The 19,936-nt window shown below is 44.1% G+C and carries 16 protein-coding genes; 2 read left to right on the top strand and 14 right to left on the bottom strand.

Features of this window, described 5'->3' with window-relative positions:
• Positions 1 to 140: 140 nt before the first annotated feature.
• The 4 genes from ACFSR5_RS07560 to ACFSR5_RS07545 all read right to left on the bottom strand — a co-directional run bounded on the left by ACFSR5_RS07560 (position 141) and on the right by ACFSR5_RS07545 (position 3,396).
• Entirely contained in the window at positions 141 to 566 is a 426-nt protein-coding gene (locus ACFSR5_RS07560) for a hypothetical protein (RefSeq protein WP_380902305.1), read from the bottom strand.
• 62 nt (positions 567 to 628) lie between these two features.
• A complete protein-coding gene (gene asnA, locus ACFSR5_RS07555; RefSeq protein ID WP_380902303.1) occupies positions 629 to 1,633 on the bottom strand; it encodes an aspartate--ammonia ligase in 1,005 nt (334 codons plus the stop codon).
• Between the two features lie 173 nt (positions 1,634 to 1,806).
• Positions 1,807 to 2,133, bottom strand: coding sequence for a HesB/IscA family protein (locus ACFSR5_RS07550; RefSeq protein ID WP_380903185.1), 327 nt, complete (start codon positions 2,131 to 2,133; stop codon positions 1,807 to 1,809).
• A 90-nt stretch (positions 2,134 to 2,223) separates the two neighbouring features.
• Positions 2,224 to 3,396 carry a cysteine desulfurase family protein gene (locus tag ACFSR5_RS07545; RefSeq protein WP_380902301.1) on the bottom strand — a complete coding sequence of 391 codons (1,173 nt, stop codon included), beginning with the start codon at positions 3,394 to 3,396 and terminating at the stop codon, positions 2,224 to 2,226.
• A 65-nt stretch (positions 3,397 to 3,461) separates the two neighbouring features.
• Here ACFSR5_RS07545 and ACFSR5_RS07540 point away from each other — a divergent pair, with 65 nt between their 5' ends.
• On the top strand, positions 3,462 to 4,313 hold the full coding sequence (locus tag ACFSR5_RS07540; RefSeq protein WP_380902299.1) for a mechanosensitive ion channel family protein: 852 nt from the start codon (positions 3,462 to 3,464) through the stop codon (positions 4,311 to 4,313).
• On the opposite strand, the gene ACFSR5_RS07535 is transcribed toward ACFSR5_RS07540, so the two are convergent.
• The 10 genes from ACFSR5_RS07535 to ACFSR5_RS07490 form a co-directional block, all read right to left on the bottom strand.
• A complete protein-coding gene (locus ACFSR5_RS07535) occupies positions 4,310 to 4,456 on the bottom strand; it encodes a hypothetical protein (protein ID WP_380902297.1) in 147 nt (48 codons plus the stop codon). The genes ACFSR5_RS07540 and ACFSR5_RS07535 overlap by 4 nt on opposite strands.
• 188 nt (positions 4,457 to 4,644) lie before the next feature.
• Positions 4,645 to 5,982: a glycerol-3-phosphate transporter gene (gene glpT, locus ACFSR5_RS07530; RefSeq protein WP_380902295.1), complete on the bottom strand. Its 1,338-nt coding sequence runs from the start codon at positions 5,980 to 5,982 to the stop codon at positions 4,645 to 4,647.
• 14 nt (positions 5,983 to 5,996) lie between these two features.
• Positions 5,997 to 6,929 carry a glycerophosphodiester phosphodiesterase family protein gene (locus ACFSR5_RS07525; protein WP_380902292.1) on the bottom strand — a complete coding sequence of 311 codons (933 nt, stop codon included), beginning with the start codon at positions 6,927 to 6,929 and terminating at the stop codon, positions 5,997 to 5,999.
• 6 nt (positions 6,930 to 6,935) lie between these two features.
• Positions 6,936 to 8,642 (bottom strand): calcineurin-like phosphoesterase C-terminal domain-containing protein, encoded by a 1,707-nt coding sequence (locus tag ACFSR5_RS07520; RefSeq protein WP_380902290.1) that lies wholly within the window; start codon positions 8,640 to 8,642, stop codon positions 6,936 to 6,938.
• 101 nt (positions 8,643 to 8,743) lie between these two features.
• Complete coding sequence (locus tag ACFSR5_RS07515) at positions 8,744 to 10,309, bottom strand: DUF5689 domain-containing protein (RefSeq protein WP_380902288.1); 1,566 nt, start codon at positions 10,307 to 10,309, stop codon at positions 8,744 to 8,746.
• A 25-nt stretch (positions 10,310 to 10,334) separates the two neighbouring features.
• On the bottom strand, positions 10,335 to 11,804 hold the full coding sequence (locus ACFSR5_RS07510) for a SusD/RagB family nutrient-binding outer membrane lipoprotein (RefSeq protein ID WP_380902286.1): 1,470 nt from the start codon (positions 11,802 to 11,804) through the stop codon (positions 10,335 to 10,337).
• Between the two features lie 10 nt (positions 11,805 to 11,814).
• Positions 11,815 to 15,051: a SusC/RagA family TonB-linked outer membrane protein gene (locus ACFSR5_RS07505; RefSeq protein WP_380902284.1), complete on the bottom strand. Its 3,237-nt coding sequence runs from the start codon at positions 15,049 to 15,051 to the stop codon at positions 11,815 to 11,817.
• Positions 15,052 to 15,118: 67 nt separating this feature from the next.
• Positions 15,119 to 15,844: an MIP/aquaporin family protein gene (locus tag ACFSR5_RS07500; RefSeq protein ID WP_380902282.1), complete on the bottom strand. Its 726-nt coding sequence runs from the start codon at positions 15,842 to 15,844 to the stop codon at positions 15,119 to 15,121.
• A 30-nt stretch (positions 15,845 to 15,874) separates the two neighbouring features.
• Positions 15,875 to 17,374: a glycerol kinase GlpK gene (glpK, locus tag ACFSR5_RS07495; protein ID WP_380902280.1), complete on the bottom strand. Its 1,500-nt coding sequence runs from the start codon at positions 17,372 to 17,374 to the stop codon at positions 15,875 to 15,877.
• 106 nt (positions 17,375 to 17,480) lie between these two features.
• Positions 17,481 to 19,046 carry a glycerol-3-phosphate dehydrogenase/oxidase gene (locus ACFSR5_RS07490; protein WP_380902278.1) on the bottom strand — a complete coding sequence of 522 codons (1,566 nt, stop codon included), beginning with the start codon at positions 19,044 to 19,046 and terminating at the stop codon, positions 17,481 to 17,483.
• Between the two features lie 125 nt (positions 19,047 to 19,171).
• On the opposite strand from ACFSR5_RS07490, the gene ACFSR5_RS07485 reads away from it, so the two are divergent.
• Positions 19,172 to 19,930, top strand: coding sequence for a DeoR/GlpR family DNA-binding transcription regulator (locus ACFSR5_RS07485; RefSeq protein ID WP_380902276.1), 759 nt, complete (start codon positions 19,172 to 19,174; stop codon positions 19,928 to 19,930).
• Positions 19,931 to 19,936 lie beyond the last annotated feature (6 nt).

Raw genomic sequence — 19,936 nt, 5'->3', positions numbered from 1 at the left:
GCAAATTAAGTAAATTTAATATAATTATGGGAAAATATAAACCACAATCTTCTCCCATCGACAGCGCGCCTTTTGAATATTACGATCTTGCTTACACGTTCTACCGACTGTCGCAAAGCCCGATTTGACCGAGACGTATACTAACGGGTCACGCTAATTTCTACGCGGTAAGGGCCTACATATGGATGTTCCTGCATGAGGCTTTCTGCAATGATGATCTGGTAAATCCCCGTTGTGGAAAGTGTATCCCGATAGTTTTTTCCAAAAGGACCGTCTATTTTTCCTTCCGGAGTAATTACTTGATTAATACGAATATTGCCCGCGTTTGTTGGAATCTCCAAATCGATATGCACATTGGAAGGACGTGCTATACGAAAAGAAAGCGTATCTTTCTTTCCTTCTACCTTTGTCCTTTCGAACACAAGGGGGGCTTTTTGGGTCGGCAACGCATGTTCTATGCGTTGAGATTTTGCTGTACCTGTTTTTTCTTCTTCTTTTTGGATCGAGTGGCAGCCGAACAAAAAAAGCGTGCAGATGGTCCAGAGCATGATGGTTTGCTGTTTCATAATTACGAATGCCTTTCGTAAGTAAACGAAAGGCATCCGTATTTGTTTTGCGTAAAGGCTTCTTACAGCAAATTGATGTCTTGTTTGGCGAGGTCTTTCCGTTGCTCGTTATCCCAAATACTTACCTGTACTTCTCCGATATGCGCCTTTTTCAACATAAACATGCACACGCGGGATTGACCGATTCCGCCGCCGATAGATTGTGGCAATTGATCGCCCAGTAACATGCTGTGAAAAGCCAGCTGCGCTCTATCGGTACTATGACGTACCTCCAGCTGGTGCATCAATGCTTTTTTATCCACACGGATCCCCATCGAAGAGAGTTCAAAGGCGGTATGTAGTACAGGATTCCATACTAAAATATCACCATTTAATCCTTTATAACCTTCCTCGTTATCGGTACTCCAATCATCGTAGTCTGCAGCACGTCCGTCGTGTGGAAAGCCGTTACTTAACTCGCCGCCTATTCCGTAAATGAATACAGCACCGTGCTTTTTTGCGATTGCATTTTCCCGTTCTTTTGGTGTGAGATCAGGATATAAAGCCAATAACTGCTCTGAAGATATAAACTGAATATCGGCTGGTAGTACGGCCTTTTTTTCAGGATAGCGCTGAGCAACTTCCTGTTCCGTTTCGTAGAGCGCTTGATAGATTTTTAATACAGTTGCTTTAAGATAAGCAAAAGTACGGTCGGAGGTGTCGATATGTTTTTCCCAATCCCATTGATCTACATAAATGGAATGTATAGGAGTATAGTCTTCGTCGGGCCGTAATGCACGCATGTCGGTCAGGATACCTTCTCCTTTTTCAATTTCCAATTCTTTTAGCCGTACACGTTTCCACTTCGCAAGGGAGTGAACCACAACCGCACGTTGTTCGTTCAATGACTTGATCGGAAAGGTCACTGGCCGTTCTATTCCGTTTAAATCATCGTTAATACCCGTTCCATCCAAGACCACAAGTGGCGAGGAAACTGGAATTAAATTTAATGCCTGAATCAATTTGCGTGAAATAGTCTCCTTAACAAACGTAATCGCCTGCTCAGTTTTTAGTAAGTTACGTCCCATAAAATATTATCCCTCAAAATATCATAATCCAGATTTTGTAGGGTTGATAGTTTTTTAAAATTTAAAAGCAAAAGTAATTAATTTATCAAGTATCTGTATGATATATTGAAAATATTACTACACAAAAAAAGGTTTGCGGAAGCAAACCTTTTTTTGTGTAGTCTTCTTGTCGTTTATACAGAAAAACTTTCACCACATGCGCAGGTCCGTGTGGCATTCGGATTGTGAAATTCAAAACCTTTGCCGTTCAGGCCATCTGAGTAGTCTAGCTCGGTGCCTGCTAAATACAAGTAAGATTTAATATCTAAGCAGATTTTAACTCCCTTATCTTCGCAAAACTGATCTCCCTTTTTTTCTTCATTGTCGAAGTTCAGTTTGTATGACAGCCCCGAACACCCACCGCTTTCGACAGCAACGCGGACAAAGTAACTTGCGTCATAATTCTCGTCCTGCATGATCTGTTGAATTCGCGCTTTTGCTCTATCTGTAATGGTTACCATTCCGTCCATAGTTGTTCTTCTTAATTTACAAAATTCGGTATTCTTTTCTATACTGTCAACTAACACCGGTCGCACCAATGTAAAAAAACGTCATTCTATGCGCCCTTCATTAAACAGTTTCCAGATGGGTGACAGTTGGCGGACGTTATGCACCGTTTGGACCAGTTCTTCAATAGCTCGTTCAATCTCATCCCGTTCCGTAAATTTGCTTAGGCTGAAACGGATACTGCTGAATGCGTCGTCGTCGTTCACGGTCATCGCTTTCAACACATGAGAAGGATCCAATAGGCCAGAAGCACATGCTGATCCTGAAGACAGAACGAGATGAGGCAGAGAGGTCATGAGTTCAGCCGATTTGATATGTCGAAATGCGATAAAGCTGGTGTTATCCAGTCTTTTCGCTTCTTTCCCGTGAATAACCACTTGCGGTATCCGTTCGAGGATCTGTTTTTCGAGATGATCACGATATAGCCTTATTTGCGCATGATTTTTAGCGATCTCTACCGCTTTACCACACCCGACAATCATGGGAACGTTAAGTGTACCGCCCCGCAATCCTTGTTCCTGTTTTCCGCCAGTAATCAGCGCAGGAATTTGAATTGGCTTTGTTTTCCTTCGGATATACAGTACGCCGACACCTTTCGGTCCATGTATTTTGTGCGCACTAAAGATCAAAAGATCAATAGGAATGTGTTGAAGGTTAATTTCTTGTTTTCCGATAAGCTGTGTAGCATCGCAACAATAAAGTACATCATGTTCTTGACAGATCTGGGCAATTTCCACTATGGGATGTATAACACCGGATTCGTTATTGGCCGCCATGATACATACCAAAATTGTATCCTTACGTATACTGTTGCGCAGCAGACCAAGGTCAATCTCTCCCTTTTTATTAACAGGGAGATACGTAATCTCCACCCCCTTTTTTTCTAAATGTGCGCAAGTGTTCAATACGGCTTTGTGCTCCGTCTGGCAAGTGATGATATGTTGACCTTTTTTTTTATACGACTGCACGACACCCCGGATTACAGTATTGATACCTTCCGTAGCACCTGAATTGAAGAAAATTTCACTATCTTTAACCTGCAGTTTGAGCGCGATCTGATGCCGGGCAAGCTCTATCGCCTGATTCGCTTCTCTCCCCATTTTATGTTGCACACTTGATGGGTTTCCGTACGACTCCTGTAAGAAAGGAAGCATGCTTTCCAAAACGTTAGGGTCTATTTTGGTCGTGGCGTTATTATCTAAATATATCCAAGACATAGACTAAAGATAGGTGAAATAAAATAAAAAACTTTATCTCCCTTTGGAAAATTTTATTTTTGTGCATGGAAAAATTCGAAAGTAGCATCGAAAAATTAATTGATTTGGTCATCTTAAAGATGCCTAGCATTATCATTGCCTTACTGATTCTTGTCGCTGGCCGTTATCTTATTCGTTTTACTTTGCGGATCATAGAACGGAGATTCCAAAAAAGAAATATTGATCCGTCTATCCGTAGTTTTATCAGTAGTTTGGTACGCTTCGCGCTCTACTGTCTCCTGATTCTCACGGTAGCCAATACCATGGGAATACAGACTACATCATTTATTGCTGCACTATCAGCGTTTGGTTTAGCAGTTGGTATGGCGCTACAGGGGAGTCTTTCTAATTTTGCAGGCGGCGTCTTGATCTTAATGTTTCGGCCGTTTGAGGTAGGAGACTACATATCCAGCAATAACGGATCGGAAGGAACTGTCGAGCGGATCGATATTTTATATACCTCGTTGATCAGCGCTGAAGGAATAAAAGTATTCAGTCCGAATGGTACGTTAGCAAATTCCGTTATCAAAAATTATACAAAAATTCTGTCCCGACGTTTTCAGTTCATTGTGGGTATTTCTTACGATGATAATATTAAATCGGCGAAGGATACCATTGCCTCGTTAATTCAAGCGGATGATCGGATATTGAAAAGCCCAGCCCCAGAAATCTTCGTGAGTGAATTGGCTGACAGTTCGGTTAATTTAACGATTCGCGGATGGGTGTCTAAGGAGCATTTTTGGGCAACGAATAATGCGCTTCAAGAGAAAATAAAGCTGGCACTCGATGAACAGGGAATTTCGATTCCTTATCCGCAAACGGAAATGCACATTAAATCGGATGGCACTATTCTGACGAGCAGTCCAAAAAAAGACTAATCCAACGATTGTGTCAGCACATAATATCGGTAAGCGGTCAGTGCTTGCTCCCATTTGGTTAGTCTGGAAGGATCTTTTTTGGACAGCTTCGGTAAAACTACTTTGTTGATCTTATTCAGGGTTTTAAAGAGTGTCTTTTTCATATACTTATGTTTATTGCGTGACGTTGCAAGTCCCGTTTGTATCTGAACTTCTACATGAATAGGGTGACGCACAACGTATGTGATCTTCTTTATAAACACAACGTCGTATAAATCGTTTTACAGGACGTTGTGTTTTTTTATCATGCCGATATTTATAGCGGCAGGTTGCGGATACACCGCTTCAAAAACTAGGCAATCACTAATCGTTTTTCCCGGTTCCAAGTGAGAGCGGTGAAGAGAATAGCTAATATACAGGCTCCCAAGATAACCTCGAACGATGCATTCCAACCACTTTTGTCGACGATGGCCCCCAACGCGGCGTTTGCCAGCAAGTCGCCAATAAAATAGCCGAAAAGTCCCGTAAGTCCGGCCGCAGTTCCTGCAGCTTTTTTTGGGACAAGATCCAGTGCTTGTACGCCAATTAGCATAACGGGACCGTATATTAAAAATCCGATGGCCCAAAGGGAAATATTAATAAGCCAAGGAGCGTCAACTGAAGCTGTCCAGTACGCAAATACTGCGACGAAGGTGAATGCCATGTAGATGATGGTCACTGGAGCTCGTCGGCCGCGAAACACCTTGTCGCTTAATACCCCGCAAAGAATCGTTCCGGGAATTGCGGCCAATTCGTATATGGAAGCAGACCAAGCCGCCTCAGACGACGAAAAATGCTTCGCTTCTTGCAGAAAGGTCGGAGCCCAGTTAACAATACCATTCCGGACCAAATACACGAATGCGTTGGCAATAGCAATAAACCAAAGCATCTTATTGTTCAAAACATAGTGGAAGAATATTTCCGTCGCGCTAAATTCTTTTTCTTGTGAGGCATCATACGTCTTCGAATAATCGTTATGATATTCTTCGATCGGAGGCAATCCACAGGATTGAGGTGTGTCCCTGACCAAAAGGATTGCTACCAGCGCAAACAGAATGGCGACCAGCCCTGGGAAATAGAGTCGAGCTTGCCAGTCTACAAATAATTCAATACCCCAGATGGTCAATGGTCCTACCAAAAAACCACCCACATTGTGTGCTAGATTCCAAATGGACATGGTTGTCCCGCGTTCCTTAATGGAGTACCAGTGTACAACCACACGACCACATGGGGGCCACCCCATGCCTTGAAACCATCCATTGATGAATAGAAGGGCAAAGATAATACCAATAGACGAGGTTGCTAAAGGGGAAAAACCCATGAAAATCATGGTCAACGAGGAGAGTATAAGTCCGGCGGCAAGGAAATAACGGGCATTGCTGCGGTCAGAGACATTCCCCATCAAAAACTTGCTGAGACCGTACGCTATAGACAGGGCTGACATGGCAAATCCGAGTTCCGCTTTGCTATAGCCCAATGTGTCTTGTAGATCTTTGACCGCAAAGGAAAAATTCTTACGTACAAAATAATAGGCGGCATAGCCTAAAAATATTCCAGCGAATACCTGTAATCTCAATTTTTTGTAGACTGGGTCGATTTTCTCCGCGGGTAGACGGTCTTTGTGGGGAGCCGGTTTAAACAAATGTATCATAACTCAGGTTCGTTCTAAAATAAATTGGGATAATCACTAATAATACCATCTACACCAAGCGAGATCAGCCGTTGCATTTCATCTTTCTCATTCACGGTCCATGGGATAACCTTGATACCATGCTTCTTTGCTTGTGCCAGAAAATCTGCCGATACCAACTTAAAATTTGGACTGATAATAAATGGTTTGAAACCGAGTTCAGCCAACAGTTCGTCGATAGACTTCGTGTTTTTCGCATCTATCAAGTAGGAGGTCTTAATCTGTGGATACATTTTGTTGATGTATTGAATAGTGCGTTTATCAAATGATTGAATAACGGTGCGCGAAGCAATGCCTTTATCTACGACGACCTGAAGGACGAGATCAGAAAATTCCTCGGGTCCTGGGTGGTACATGTTATCTTTCGCAGGCGAGCTTTTGGTTTCTATGTTATAGAACATAGGTGTCTGCCTTTTTTCTTGTGCATATTCCTCCGACTGTTGGATCAGATCGCTTAATAGGTCGATGGACGTCTTCACTTTCTGTTGATTTGGAAAATCACTATAGGGTTTGCTGCCAATATCAAAGGCCGCAAGCTCTTCAAACGTGTAACTATAGATGAGCCCTTTGTTATCCTTGCCCGTTAAGGGCTTACCGTTGTGGTACTGTACAAATTTTGGGTTCAAAGAATCGTCATGATAGACCACCACCTTTTTATCTTTAGTGATATGGCAATCCATTTCGAGGGTGGTTACTTTGGGCAAATCGATGGCTGTTTTCATCGCGCCAATAGAATTCTCTGGATAAAGTCCACGTGCACCGCGGTGGCCTTCGTACGAAAAGGAAGGGAAAGCAAGAGTAGTCTTGTCCATAGTAAGTTGTTTTTTGTCCGGCAATAGGCCGCATGCTGCATGTAACAGCATTGCGGTCATAGCGAGCGTCGATAGCATCGTATGTTTTCTTGTCATGATGGATTAATGTATGTTGTAGCTAAAAGTTTTGGGACGCGTCATTGTCTCTGTGAACACTTGACCTTGGTCGTCCGTCACAGATATTTCCAGTGTTGTATTGGGTTTTGTAGCTTTCGAAAGAAAGAGGTGGGATGTGTTTGCAGATACGAACGCGGGGGTAGGCGTTGCGTTGGCATTCAAACGCCCCATCGTATAGGAAATCACATGCAGCGGATCCTTCTGATGAACCTGTTTAACAGTGAGTAATTTCCCATTTTCCTTAACAGCGATCTTCCAGCCTTTACGATAGCCCCATATATTTAACAGTATTTCGTTGGATTTATTCGCGTTGGCATAGTTTCCGGCGTACTCTTGAACCATCTTTTGATGTATGTGATTGGCTTTAGGAGTAAACTCTTCCGCAGTTATGTGAATGGTATTCAAATCGTAGGATCGAAACTGATAATCCTTTGAAAAACCAATACTCTTGTAGAAGGTGACTTGCTTGCGCGCGTCGGTTTCCATGACTGCGTATCCACCGGGGCTCCCGTCTTTGCATATATGGTTTCCTGCACTATTCTTACGGCCTGTCCACCACCAAGTTGCGCAAACGGCGCCAATATTGTATTCCTGCAATGTGCTTTCTGAGTCCGTGACCCGATAATTGATATGCGTATGCCCTGTGAAGATTTTAACATTTTCAAAAGATTGCAAACAGTCTTGCAACGCTGATGCATTCTTAATGACCGTGTGTGTAGCCCCCAATTTTGGGTTGCTGTGCATAGGAATATGCATGGCTAAAATGATGGGGGTATGCTTATCGGGCAGCATGGCCAAATCTTTTTTTAGCCAGGCTATTTGGTTTTCTGTGATCTCTACGTTGTAGTCGCGGTCGCCAACCGTTCCAGGTGCGCCTCCATGATTTTTAAAAACGACATTATCCAGCACGACGTAATGTGCCTCACCAATATTAAACGAATAATAGGTTGGACCAAGAACACGTCGATAAGGAACTTCTGATAGCCAGTCATTTGCTACATACGGATCGTTGTCATGATTACCTATCGTATTAAAAATGGGAAAATCAAGTACCTGCAGTTGCGCTAAATATTCCGGTAAACCAAAGTTGTTTTTATACCAATATGCGTCCCATGATTGGTCGCCCAACGTGAGCGCATAAAATTTGGTGTCGTTTGCTTTGTAAGCTGCTGCCAGTTCTTGAATGTCTTTGATGAATCCTCGCTGGAACTGCTCAAGATCCTCGTTTCTCTTTGCTAAATGCATATCTGCCAAAAAAGCCATCACATGTTTTCCCCCGGTAGAAGGATACAGCTCAAAATCTTTGACTTCAACGTCGAATGCGGATGAAGATAGTTGTTGGAAGAATTGTGGCACAGTCTGTTTGGTGGGAACTTCATAGTCACCCGGAGGAGAGATGAAAATATATCCATTATGCTTGTTGGAAGCAAGCTGATAGAAGCCACCTTGATCGGTTTTTGTCACTAAATAACCATCCGATACAACCACATTCGGAATTCCTTTCCCGCGAGAATGTACTTTTCCCCGAACGGTTATTTTCCAATTTTTCCGGGCGTTTGTCAGCGACTGTGAATGGGTCGTGGCCTTGACGATGTTCTGTTTCGTATCTTCGTTTATCCACGGAAAATCCTCTTTAATGGAGAACGACAATGCCAATACCAAGGGAAGTAGGGTTAAATAATATAGGTTCATATTGTTTATTTTGTGTAGCGGTAAATACGTTTTGTATTTCATGCATAATAAACAGGTACAAGTTAATAAACCCGTACCTGTTTACAATAACGACAAACATATTATTCCACCTGCTTTGTCACACCGTCGCCGTCCTCGATCGCAGAAAGAGAGGCATCTTTCAGCAGTAGGGTTAGCGTACTGGATCGTGGACTAGTCCACATCCGCTCATTCATATTAAATTCTCCGCCTAATTTGTAGAAAAATCCGGTGTTTTCAGGTATAGGCGTACAACCTGAACAGGTGCCGTAGCCCGTATGTGGAAATCTAAAGTCGTTTTTTCCTTCACCCATCGAGAAGAATGGGGTTAGATCACCTTCGGCAGTATATTGCGCATAGTGATCGTTATTTGTGATCCGATAGCCAAGACCTTGTTCCAAATCGATGATGGATGCCGTAGCCGTACCCCCGTAGAAAATAACATCGATCGGTACTGACTTTTCGGATATATTCGTGCCGATGAAAATGGCTATTCCGGCGGCATTGCCACTGTTAGCGAGAAGATTGGATGTTGCATTTCCGATACCGTCACCCAATTGGTTATGGTACGCAATGGTTTTAACCCAATTTGCTTCGCCGATAGCCGTAGAATTTGCACCGTTGATCCGTTTATTGGTACCACCGACATAGAAAATATCGCCTTTTTTTACAGAGCCTTCGGTGATATTGAATTTATAAGTTCTGTTTGCGCCGGTTGCCCAACCCGCCGTATGCATCACCGTTCCAGCGTTGTTGGATGTCACTAGCGAAAATGGAATTTGGGAAAAGTCAATATCGGTGTTGGCCATTAGCTGAATATATTCGTAATTACCATCACCGCCAGAGGGATCGTTACAGAAGCCAGTAATGATGATGGGGCGTTCTCCGAGCTCTTCAGGTATCTCAGGATCCGACACATCTTCAATATCCGATGTATATCGGGGCCAGATCTCGATCCGACTTGATTTTCCGGAGGCTTGAAGAAATATACCAGCTACGTTGATGTTTCTAGGTACAAGCACGTTTGCTACTGCTGATGAAGGGTTCGATCGTATATGGAGTGTATCGGCTCCGCTCAACATTTGTTTTGTACCTGAAAAAATCTCACCTTCCGTTGGCCGTGGATACATTTCTCCGCCAAAAACACGGACGACGGTACTTTCGAATTCATTGGCTCTCTGATAGGCAGCTGCGCCGGTCACGATCCTTCGAACGATGGTGTTCGTCTTGCCTACTACCTGTATATCAGACGGCATGATGTTATCGATATACAGATAACCATCGCGTCTCAACACCTTATTGTCTACGTTGACCAATATGGAATCGCCGGGTGCATAATTGGAAGCTTCTGCGCCAATTTTGAGACTGATGCCGTGTAGCTTTACCCCCTGTCTCCATTGCTGAATCACCACCATCCCCTCCGGTGCGTTCCCGGCCTGATGGTCGGAGATGACGACACCTGTTGTCATCTTAGCCTCTAATAGACGTTCAGCATTAAGCGTCACGTCCTCACCTTTGTGAATCATTCGAACATCCTCTATCGCTATGTAGGGGCTTAATTGGCCATTAATAAAATCCCTTTTTTCACAAGACTGCATCAGCAAGATACAGATGGGGGATAGCAAAGCATATATTAATTTTCTTTTCATTACGTAATATCTAATCATTTAAACACTATGGGCGTTGCCACCAAACCAATGTATTGATGTTGTCTGGCCCTTGCTCTGCCACGGCAGCTCTATAATTCTCCCTGTTTGTAGATTGTATATATACAGGGTAGTTCAGACGTGCCGGCATTTTTCCGCCATTGAGATGTCCCGATCGTATCGGTAGGGTCGGAAAACCTGTCCGTCTATACTCAAACCAAGACTGCAGATCGGTAAAGAAAAGCGCATAATATTTTTGTATATGTATCAGTTCCATTTTTCTCGACTCGGTATATGTTTCCTCCCAAACAACATGTTCGCCTGTCATGTAAAACGAAGGAACTTCAAACCCCCACAGTTGTATCCCTGCCGTTATTCCGTTTTCATAGTATTCGCGTGCCGGTTTGCTGTGCACCCAACCTTTTACGGCGGCCTCTGCTAGAATAAGCTGAAGTTCTCCATAATTCATGATATTCCCAAGAAGTGGTTCTGATAGCAGCGAAGTCAGGAGGGTAGATTTCGCAACGGGCGGTTGACCGATCGGATAGCCACTTGGGATTCCAGCATAATCTCCATCAACCAGTGTCGCCCATTTTTCTATTCTGGGATCACTACGTTCATTTAAATTGTCCACAAAAAAGCTGGCTAATTTTGGGGTGTACCAATCTGCGGGGCGCCAGGTTGCAAAGGGGGAAACATAGGGTGCGGATCCCGTCCAACGCAAGATAGCCGAGTCGTCGTTACTTGTCATAATCGGATAATCGCTTGATGAGGTATCAACGATTTTGGTAATAATAGCCGATGTGTTGAGCTCCGGTTTATGCGCGAGTCTTAACGCTAGACGCAAATACAACGAGTTCCCGAATTTTCGCCATTTTGTGGTATTGCCCTCAAATATTGGATCTGAGGTTTTAGAAATCGGCCCTGTTGCTGAAACACCTTTCAATAATTCGTTCGCCTCTTCTAATTTCGCGAAAAGCTGGGGATAAATATCTTGCTGTTTATCAAAGGCCGGCATAAACTGATTGAGGTCTTTTCCTTGCAAAGCCTCTGTAAATGGAATATCCCCGTACGTGTCCGTCAACATGGAGAAGATCCACGCTTCGCAGATTTGTGCTACGGCCATATAAGCAGGTTGGTTAAGCTCCTTTGCGAATTCATATATATCCCTAAAATTGCGTAACTGGAGATACCAGTTGTTCCAAAGATAGTCTGCTTCGGATACCCGTAAATCATAGCGAAATATCCGTCCTTCCCCGTCGCCCATGTTGACTGTGACTTGCATCAGCTCGTTCGTTAACCGCTGGCTACGGTTCATGTTGTAGCCCACAACCTTCGTAATCGCGGGAGCTAATAGATTTTCAGGCTGCACTTTCGGACTGGTGTTCGGATTGGTGTTGATTTCTTTGAAATCTTTGTTGCATGAAGACAAGAAGGAGCATGTCGCTAACCCTATCCCCAACACATATATCGTTTTAAAAATAAAATTCCTTTTCATTGTATACTTGCTATAAACCTACCACTAAATTAAATCCAAAGGTGCGTGTTGCAGGGAATTGCCCCAGTTCGAATCCTCGTGTGATTTCTCCGTTGCCCAGCGTTCCAAATTCGGGATCAAACGCCGGCCAGCTCGACCAAATGAACAGATCTCGACCGAAAACCCCGATGGTCGCTCGTTGCAAACCAATGCGACTAAGCAATGCCGTATTTAAGGTGTAGTCAAATCGTACTTCCCGAAGTTTCAAGAAATCCGTAGAGTAGGAGGTTCCCTCAACATTATCTCGTCCTAAGTGCGCATTGTAGTAGTCCCATACATTGGTAGCTATCACATCATTTGGACGATAGGTACCATCACCGTTGTCGATAACGCCGTTTCCGATGATTCCGTTATAACGCCCTGGTATCGTATTTTTTGTTTTCCCTTGTTCAGCCAATGTTGCTGAGGTCAACGAATAACCAACGGCTCCAAACTGCGCATCGAACAGAAAGCCGAATCGGAATTGTTTGTACCGAAATTCGTTATGTAGCCCAACACGCCAAGCTGGGTTGGTTTGGCCGATGTATTGTACGGAATCTGTTAAAGTCGGGAGCCCATTTTCGTAGATAATTTGACCATCGGGCGCTCGATTGTATCCACGTCCCCAAAGTTCGTCCATACGGCCACCCACCCGGGCTGTAATAGTCCCACGGCTTCCGGGGCCATTTTGGAGAATCATTTCGTTCATGTCGTCGGTTAGTTCGATAACCTTGTTTTTGTTCGTACTAAAGGTCGGGCTTACCGTCCATTCCAGTCCGTCCGTTTTACGTATTGGAACGACTCTTGATTCAATCTCTAAACCACTGTTTTGGACAAGGCCTGCGTTGATAAGGACGCTGCTTGCTCCCGACGAGCGGTCTATAACGGCACGAAGATGTTGATTGGATGTACGGGCGGTGTAATACGTCATGTTTAACGAGAATCGATTTTTAAAGAGATTCAAATCTGTCCCCACCTCGTAACTCCACGTTTCCAACGATTTTAAATAAAGATTTGGTAAACCGGTCGGGTTAGACCGTCCTCCCGGAAATGTGGGATCGACTTCGTAGTTATACGACGTCATGTATGGATCCATGGATCCGCTTCCCACCTTAGCGGCAGAAGTACGAATTTTAAACAGCGAAATTTGTGCAGGAAGCTCAAATACGTCCGAAGCGACGAAACTCAGATTGATCGCAGGATATTGGAAAGGTTTGCCATTACTTAAGGGCGAGGCCAACGTGCTTGCCCAGTCGTTCCGGAACGATAAATCGGCGAAAAGATAGTCCTTAAAAGAAATAGTTCCTAAAGCGTACAAGCTATTGAGTGCAATCTGTGAACGATACGGGGTACTGACCAGTACACCTGCAGCGTTTCCAAGATTGTATATTCCCGGATATGCTAGGGAATCTGCGGCATTTCGTTCGATAGAGCCTTCATTGCGCAGACTGCTTCCCCCCGCAGTTACGCGGACTTTTATATCTTCCGAAATTTCTTTATTATAGGTAAGCATGATATCGGAAGTGATCTCCGTGTTGTTGATCACTTGCGTACGATACATTCCTTTTCGAAATTTCTCTGTATCATATGGCCGCTGCTGACTTCTTTTTTCGTTGTTCAGATCCATTGTCGTTCTGACCATCAGTTCCCATGCATTGGAGAATTTGTAACTCGCTTCAATACTACCAGTTAGCCCATGTCGCTTGTTCTTATTCAGCATTTCATTGGCGATCAAGAATGGATTGTCAACTAAGCTACTAAAAGGATAGTTTTGTAATCGATTTTCTGCCCCGTTCTGCCAATAATTTTCTAACCAGCTTAATGGCGCGTTGGGCTGATGGAAAATATTCCAATACATAAGAGATTGGTTATTGTATCCGGTGGATGGTAAATTGTCGCTGCGATTTTGGCGATAATTGATCTTCGCCTGTACTTTCAGCTTATCGGTAACTTTGTGATTCGCGGTTAACGATACGTTATTTCGTTCGTATCCTGTATTCGGGATGATCCACTTGTTGCGGAGATCGGTAAAGGAGAAGCGGAGCTGTGTTTTATCATTGCCGCCATCTAAGCTAAGGGAATTGGTAAACGTAGATCCAGTGTTGAAAAATTCCTTTCTAGCATCTGGATAAGGTTGCCACAGTGAACGTTCCGTCGCACGTGTTTGGGTTATTGGATCATATTGAAAATAATATTGGCCATCGAATTTTGGCCCCCAAGCGGAGCTCGTACTTCGAGTGCTTGCGCCATCGGGACTTTCTAAAAATGAATAATAGCGTACGCCCTCTGTACCCTGACCATATTCAAACTGATACTCTGGCCACCTAGAGATTGACTCGATGGTGGTATTGGATGTTATCGTCACACCGACACCTTTTCTAGATCTTCCGGATTTGGTGGTAATGACAATCGCACCGTTTGCTCCCCGCTGGCCATAAAGAGCTGTTGCGTTTGCTCCTTTTAAGACGGTGAGCGACTCGATATCTTCGGGGTTGATGTCATTAATCCCTGTTCCAAAGTCTGAGGGTGAATCGCCCCCTAGATAGGCCCCATGTCCAGTACCAACCTGATTACCGCTGCTGTTGCTGACGACAACGCCATCAATAACGATAAGAGCTTCATTATTGCCTGTGAGATTGTTTTCGCCTCGTAGAATAATTTTATTAGATCCCGCGGGACCTGCGCCAGATCGTACCAAATTAACCCCGGCAACACGGCCGGATAGTGCTTCAGACCAATTGTTTGGTAGGGCGTCGGTCAATTGATCGCCTTTTAATTCTGTTGCAGCGTATCCCAATGCCTTTTTTTCTCGTTGGATACCTAGCGCAGTCACCACAACTTCATCGATATTCTGTGTGTCTTCCTGTAATGAAATAATGATATTATCCGCGCCAACAGTAAATGTCCGGTTTAATGGCGCGTATCCGATCAAATGGAAGGATACAGTTGTGCCGGCCGTAATATTAACCGCAAATGTTCCGTCCGTTGCAGAAGAGCCAATGACGGTGCCGTTGGATCGGATGGATACGCCGCTTAAAGGGGTGTTACTTGTCGGATCGACGATTTTTCCACGAATGTTTATTTTTTGTTGGTACAAGGTTGCTGAAGGTTCAAGTATGCTTCCCGCATAAAGGTCACCTACTGAGTAACAGGTCAACGCGAGTGCTGCCAAAAGTGCTTGGGATGTACGTCGTGGAGACCATGTGTGTTCTATGTTTTTTGTTAACATATGGTTATGAATATTAAAATTGGTTGCAAAAATGATGTTCTAGTAGGCAGTAAATAGCTAAAAATTATTAATAGATCACTAAATATAATACACTAGCCAGCAACGCCCCTAAAACCGGTCCAAGTACGGGCACCCACGCGTAGGAAGCATCGAAGTTCGCTTTGTTCTTTATGGGAAGAAGGGCATGCATGATTCGTGGACCTAAATCTCTAGCTGGATTAATCGCGTAGCCTGTGGTTCCGCCGAGCGACAGACCGATTACCCATACCAAAAATGTAACAGGAATGGCTCCGATTGACCCCAATCCAATAGGTGTGGAGTCTGCCATTTTCGCATCGGTAAAATGTAGAATCGTAAAGATCAGCACAAACGTGCCGATTACCTCGCTAACCAAGTTTATCGGTAGATTTTTGATGGCGGGAGCCGTACAAAATACAGCCTGTTTGGCGCCGGCATCATCCGTGTGATCGAAGTGGTCTTTATACATCAGCCAGACAAAAAATGCGCCGATCATGGCCCCTACAAATTGTGCCGTTATATAAGAAAGAGAAGTTGCAAGATCGAGCTTCCCCAACGCTAGATTCGCAATCGTAACGGCACAATTCAGGTGAGCGCCACTGTGCGGTCCGGCGATCGTAACTCCAACGAATACGGCCATGGCCCAGGCGGTACAAATGACGATCCAACCGGAATTATTCCCTTTAGTGCCTTTCAGCACCACGTTAGCGACAACGCCGCCACCAAGTAAGATCATGGCCGCTGTCCCAATTAATTCTGCTAAAAATGGTGTCATAACGAATAAGGTTTAAAAAAATGTTAGCAATTAATGATTGTAGTTGGCCCAGTATTTAACCGTATCGGTGGCTCGTTTCCACGCTTCGAGTTGCGTTTTATACGTTGTTTGCTTATCTGCGACAAACGTTTTTTCTTCTTGCCATAGAGATTGCAATTGATCGATACTTTCCCAAAAACCAACAGCGAGTCCTGCTAGAAATGCGGCACCTAGGGCCGTAGTCTCGGTAATAGCTGGCCGTATGACATTGGTTTTTAAAATATCTGATTGAAACTGCATGAGAAAATTGTTTTGTGTCGCCCCCCCGTCCACACGCAATTCCTTGATTTTGGATTTGGAATCTTTCTCCATAGCTTTCAAAATGTCATAGGTTTGGTAAGCGATGCTTTCCAAAACCGCTCGTGCGATATGTGCATTACTGGATCCTCGAGATAAGCCAAGTAAGGTGCCTCTCGCTTCAGGATTCCAGTGGGGAGCACCTAGGCCCGAAAAAGCGGGGACTAAATAAACACCATCGGTGCTGGAAACGCTCGTGGCTAGTTTTTCAATTTCATTCGATTTCTTGATGATCCCCAATTCGTCCCGCAGCCATTGGACGACAGCGCCCCCGATAAAAATACTGCCTTCTAGTGCATAATTTACTTCGTTGCCTATTTTCCAAGCTACGGTGGTCACTAATTTGTGCGTGGAAATGACCGGTTTTTTTCCAATATTCATCAGCAGAAAACAGCCCGTTCCATAGGTGTTTTTCACCATTCCCTTTTTTGTGCAAAGCTGACCGAAAAGTGCAGCTTGTTGGTCACCGGCTATTCCCGCGATTGGGATGGGACGGCTACCGAGCTCTGTGCTGGTTTCGCCATAAACTTCTGAACTGCTGCATACCGTTGGTAGCATCGAAGCAGGAATGTCAAATATTTTTAAAAGCTCTTCATCCCAAGCTAACGTGTGGATATTAAATAGGAGCGTACGGGATGCGTTGGTGACATCGGTGATATGTTTGCCGCCATTCGTCAGGTTATACACAAGCCAAGAGTCGACCGTGCCAAAAGCCAAATCGCCTTTTTCGGCAAGCTTTCGTGCCCCGCGAACATGGGTGAGGATCCAATTGATCTTCGAAGCACTAAAATAAGCATCAATCAATAACCCAGTTTTTTCTTGAATTAATTTATCCAAGCCCTGTTCTGCTATGGATTGGCAATAAGGCGCTGTTCGCCGATCTTGCCAAACGATAGCGTTATAAACGGGTTCGCCGGTTTTTCGGTTCCAGACAATTGTTGTTTCCCGTTGATTGGTGATGCCGATCGCTTTGATAGCATCGAGTTTTATCTTTGATTTTGCGATGACCTCAGTCAATACCGATAGCTGGGTGGACCAGATCTCCCGCGCATCGTGTTCGACCCAACCAGACTTGGGAAATATCTGTGTAAATTCTTTTTGTGCGACGTTCTCGATGCGCCCATTTTTGTTGAATAGGATGGCCCTTGAGCTGGTTGTACCTTGATCTAATGCCAGAATAAACTCTTTTTTCATATGTCTAATTTTTCTTATGGCGAGGAAGCGATCAGATCCATTCCAGTGCCTGTATAAATCTGAACATCTCGTACCATATGGTTTATCGGTTATATTTCATTTCCATTTACAATGTATAATTTTTAACCAGATTCTCATAATCGGTCAGTTCCTGCGTTATCCAGTTTTGGTCTTTTCCTAAGTGTTCGGCCATCACCCGGGCTACCAGAGGAGCTGCCTCCAGCGAAGCGTGTGCGTCAAGAAGCAGCAGGCGTATGCGTCTAGCTAAAAAATCTTCGATTTTGACGATCATTTCATGCTGACAGGCCCAGACTACTTCGGCTATTCTAAAGTCATGATTCGGGTGGATCTTTTCGGCGAATTTAGGGTGTTGTTGCATCAAAGTACGGATGTGTTCGTTGTCCGAGCCGTATACCTGCCAATGTCCTTCCTGCTTTTCCAACGTATAGCCATGTAGCGGCAGTGTAGTCGTTTGGCACGTTTTATTATCAAGTTTACCTACACGAATGGCCAGATCAACCGTTTCTTCTCCCATTTTTCGATAGGTCGTCCATTTTCCTCCGGTGATCGTAATCAATCCCGAATCGCTTTTAATGAGTTTGTGATCCCTGGAAATCTCTTTCGTACTGTTCCCATTACCATTTGTTGGTGCAGCCAAGGGACGTAATCCGGCAAATACACTGCGTATGTCGGCTCGCGTCGGAGCATCCGTCAGGTATTCCTGTGCAGTAGTCAAAATAAATTCGATTTCTTCTTCTAGCGGACGTGGTTCTATTTGATGTTCATCCAACGGTGTATCTGTTGTTCCTAATAGTACTTTGTCATGCCAAGGTACGCCAAATAACACACGGCCGTCACTGGTTTCGGGAATCATGAGTGCGTCGTGATTGCCGAGGAATTTCTGATCGACCACGATATGTGCACCTTGACTGGGACGGACCAGATTTTTATGCGTAGGTGTATCTAACTTCAAGATGTCATCCACAAAAATACCTGTCGCATTGATTACCACTTTGGCCAGCACCCGCCACGAATCTCCACTTTCGACATCAACAAACGAAAGTCCATTTACGTGCTGTGTGCTGTCCTTATGTATCGCGGTTACCTCTGCGTAATTTAGCAGCGTTGCTCCGTATTCTGAAGCTGTTTGAGCCAAATTAATGGCTAAACGCGCATCGTCAAATTGACCATCGAAATACTGGATTCCTCCCCGCAGCCCTTTCGTTTTTACTTTTGGCAATTTCTCGCGCACTTCTTGCTTATTTAAAAGCGTGGACTTGCCAATACGTAGGCTGCCTGCCATCCAGTCGTACAGTTTTAATCCGACGAGAAATTTGAACTTGCTAAAGAAACCGTATGAGGGGATAACGAAACTTTGAACGAAAGATACGTGTGGCGCGTTTTGGAAGATGAGTCCCCTTTCCTTTAGAGCGGAATAAACCAGCTTCACGTCGCCATTGGCTAAATAGCGAACACCTCCATGGACTAGTTTGGTACTTTTGCTGGACGTTCCCTTTGCGAAATCGTGTTTTTCTACCAGCAGTGTCTTGTAGCCCCTTGACGCAGCGTCGACAGCGATTCCCAGTCCTGTAGCGCCGCCTCCCACGATGACGATATCCCATAGAGAAGTGGAATTGAGATGTTTTATTGCTTCGGTTCTAGTAAAATTCATTTTGATTTCTTTCGTTATTCAATAATTTCTTCGTAAAAATAATAAAAAACGTAAATAAACGAAGCTTTGTGAAGTTTTTTTTATCTTTTTATCGTAGGATTGGTTGCTTATTTTTATCTTGGGCTATGAATAATGTCGAACGCCACCAATTTATAATCAAGCAAATAGAAAAAGAAGGCCATGTGTCTGTGGTCGATCTTTGTGAACATTTACAGGTGTCATCGGTTACCATACGGAAGGATCTTCAGTTTTTGGAGGATGCAGGTATGGTATTTCGCACACACGGAGGTGCAACCAATGTCAACCCTTATCAAAAGGATAGGTCGATAAATGAAAAGACCAATTTACACGCCGATGCAAAAAAAATGATCGGACAGGAGGCTGCCAAACTCGTGGAGCCGAATGATTCAATTATTATAGCGTCGGGTACAACCATGCAATATTTTGCAAAAGAAATCGTTCCCCAAAATGGCTTGACCGTCATCACGTCTGCTATCAATGTCACAATGGAGCTTATCAAGCATGAGAGCGTAGACATCATCCAACTTGGCGGTCCGGTACGTAAGACGTCGTCTTCCATTATGGGAAGGTATGCAGAGGATTTGTTGGGCGATTTTTTCTGTTCGAAACTTTTCTTGGGGGTAGATGGTATTGATGCTGAATTTGGAATTACGACGACGAACGCGCAAGAAGCCTTGCTCAATAGAAAGATGATGGAATCTGCGCATAAAGTGATCGTGTTGGCTGATTCGTCTAAATTTGATCGGAAAAGTCTGGGGAAAATTACGACGTTAGCTAAAATAGATATGATAATTAGCGATAGTATACCCTCCAAATACCAACAATTATGTGACAACCTAGGTATTGAGTATAAAATATGTTAACTTCGA

Origin of the sequence: Sphingobacterium suaedae (genome assembly GCF_042684625.1) — a bacterium.
GTDB lineage: Bacteria > Bacteroidota > Bacteroidia > Sphingobacteriales > Sphingobacteriaceae > Sphingobacterium > Sphingobacterium suaedae.
The sequence above is the reverse complement of the archived record's forward strand: the minus strand, read 5'-3'. Positions and strand labels throughout refer to the sequence as shown.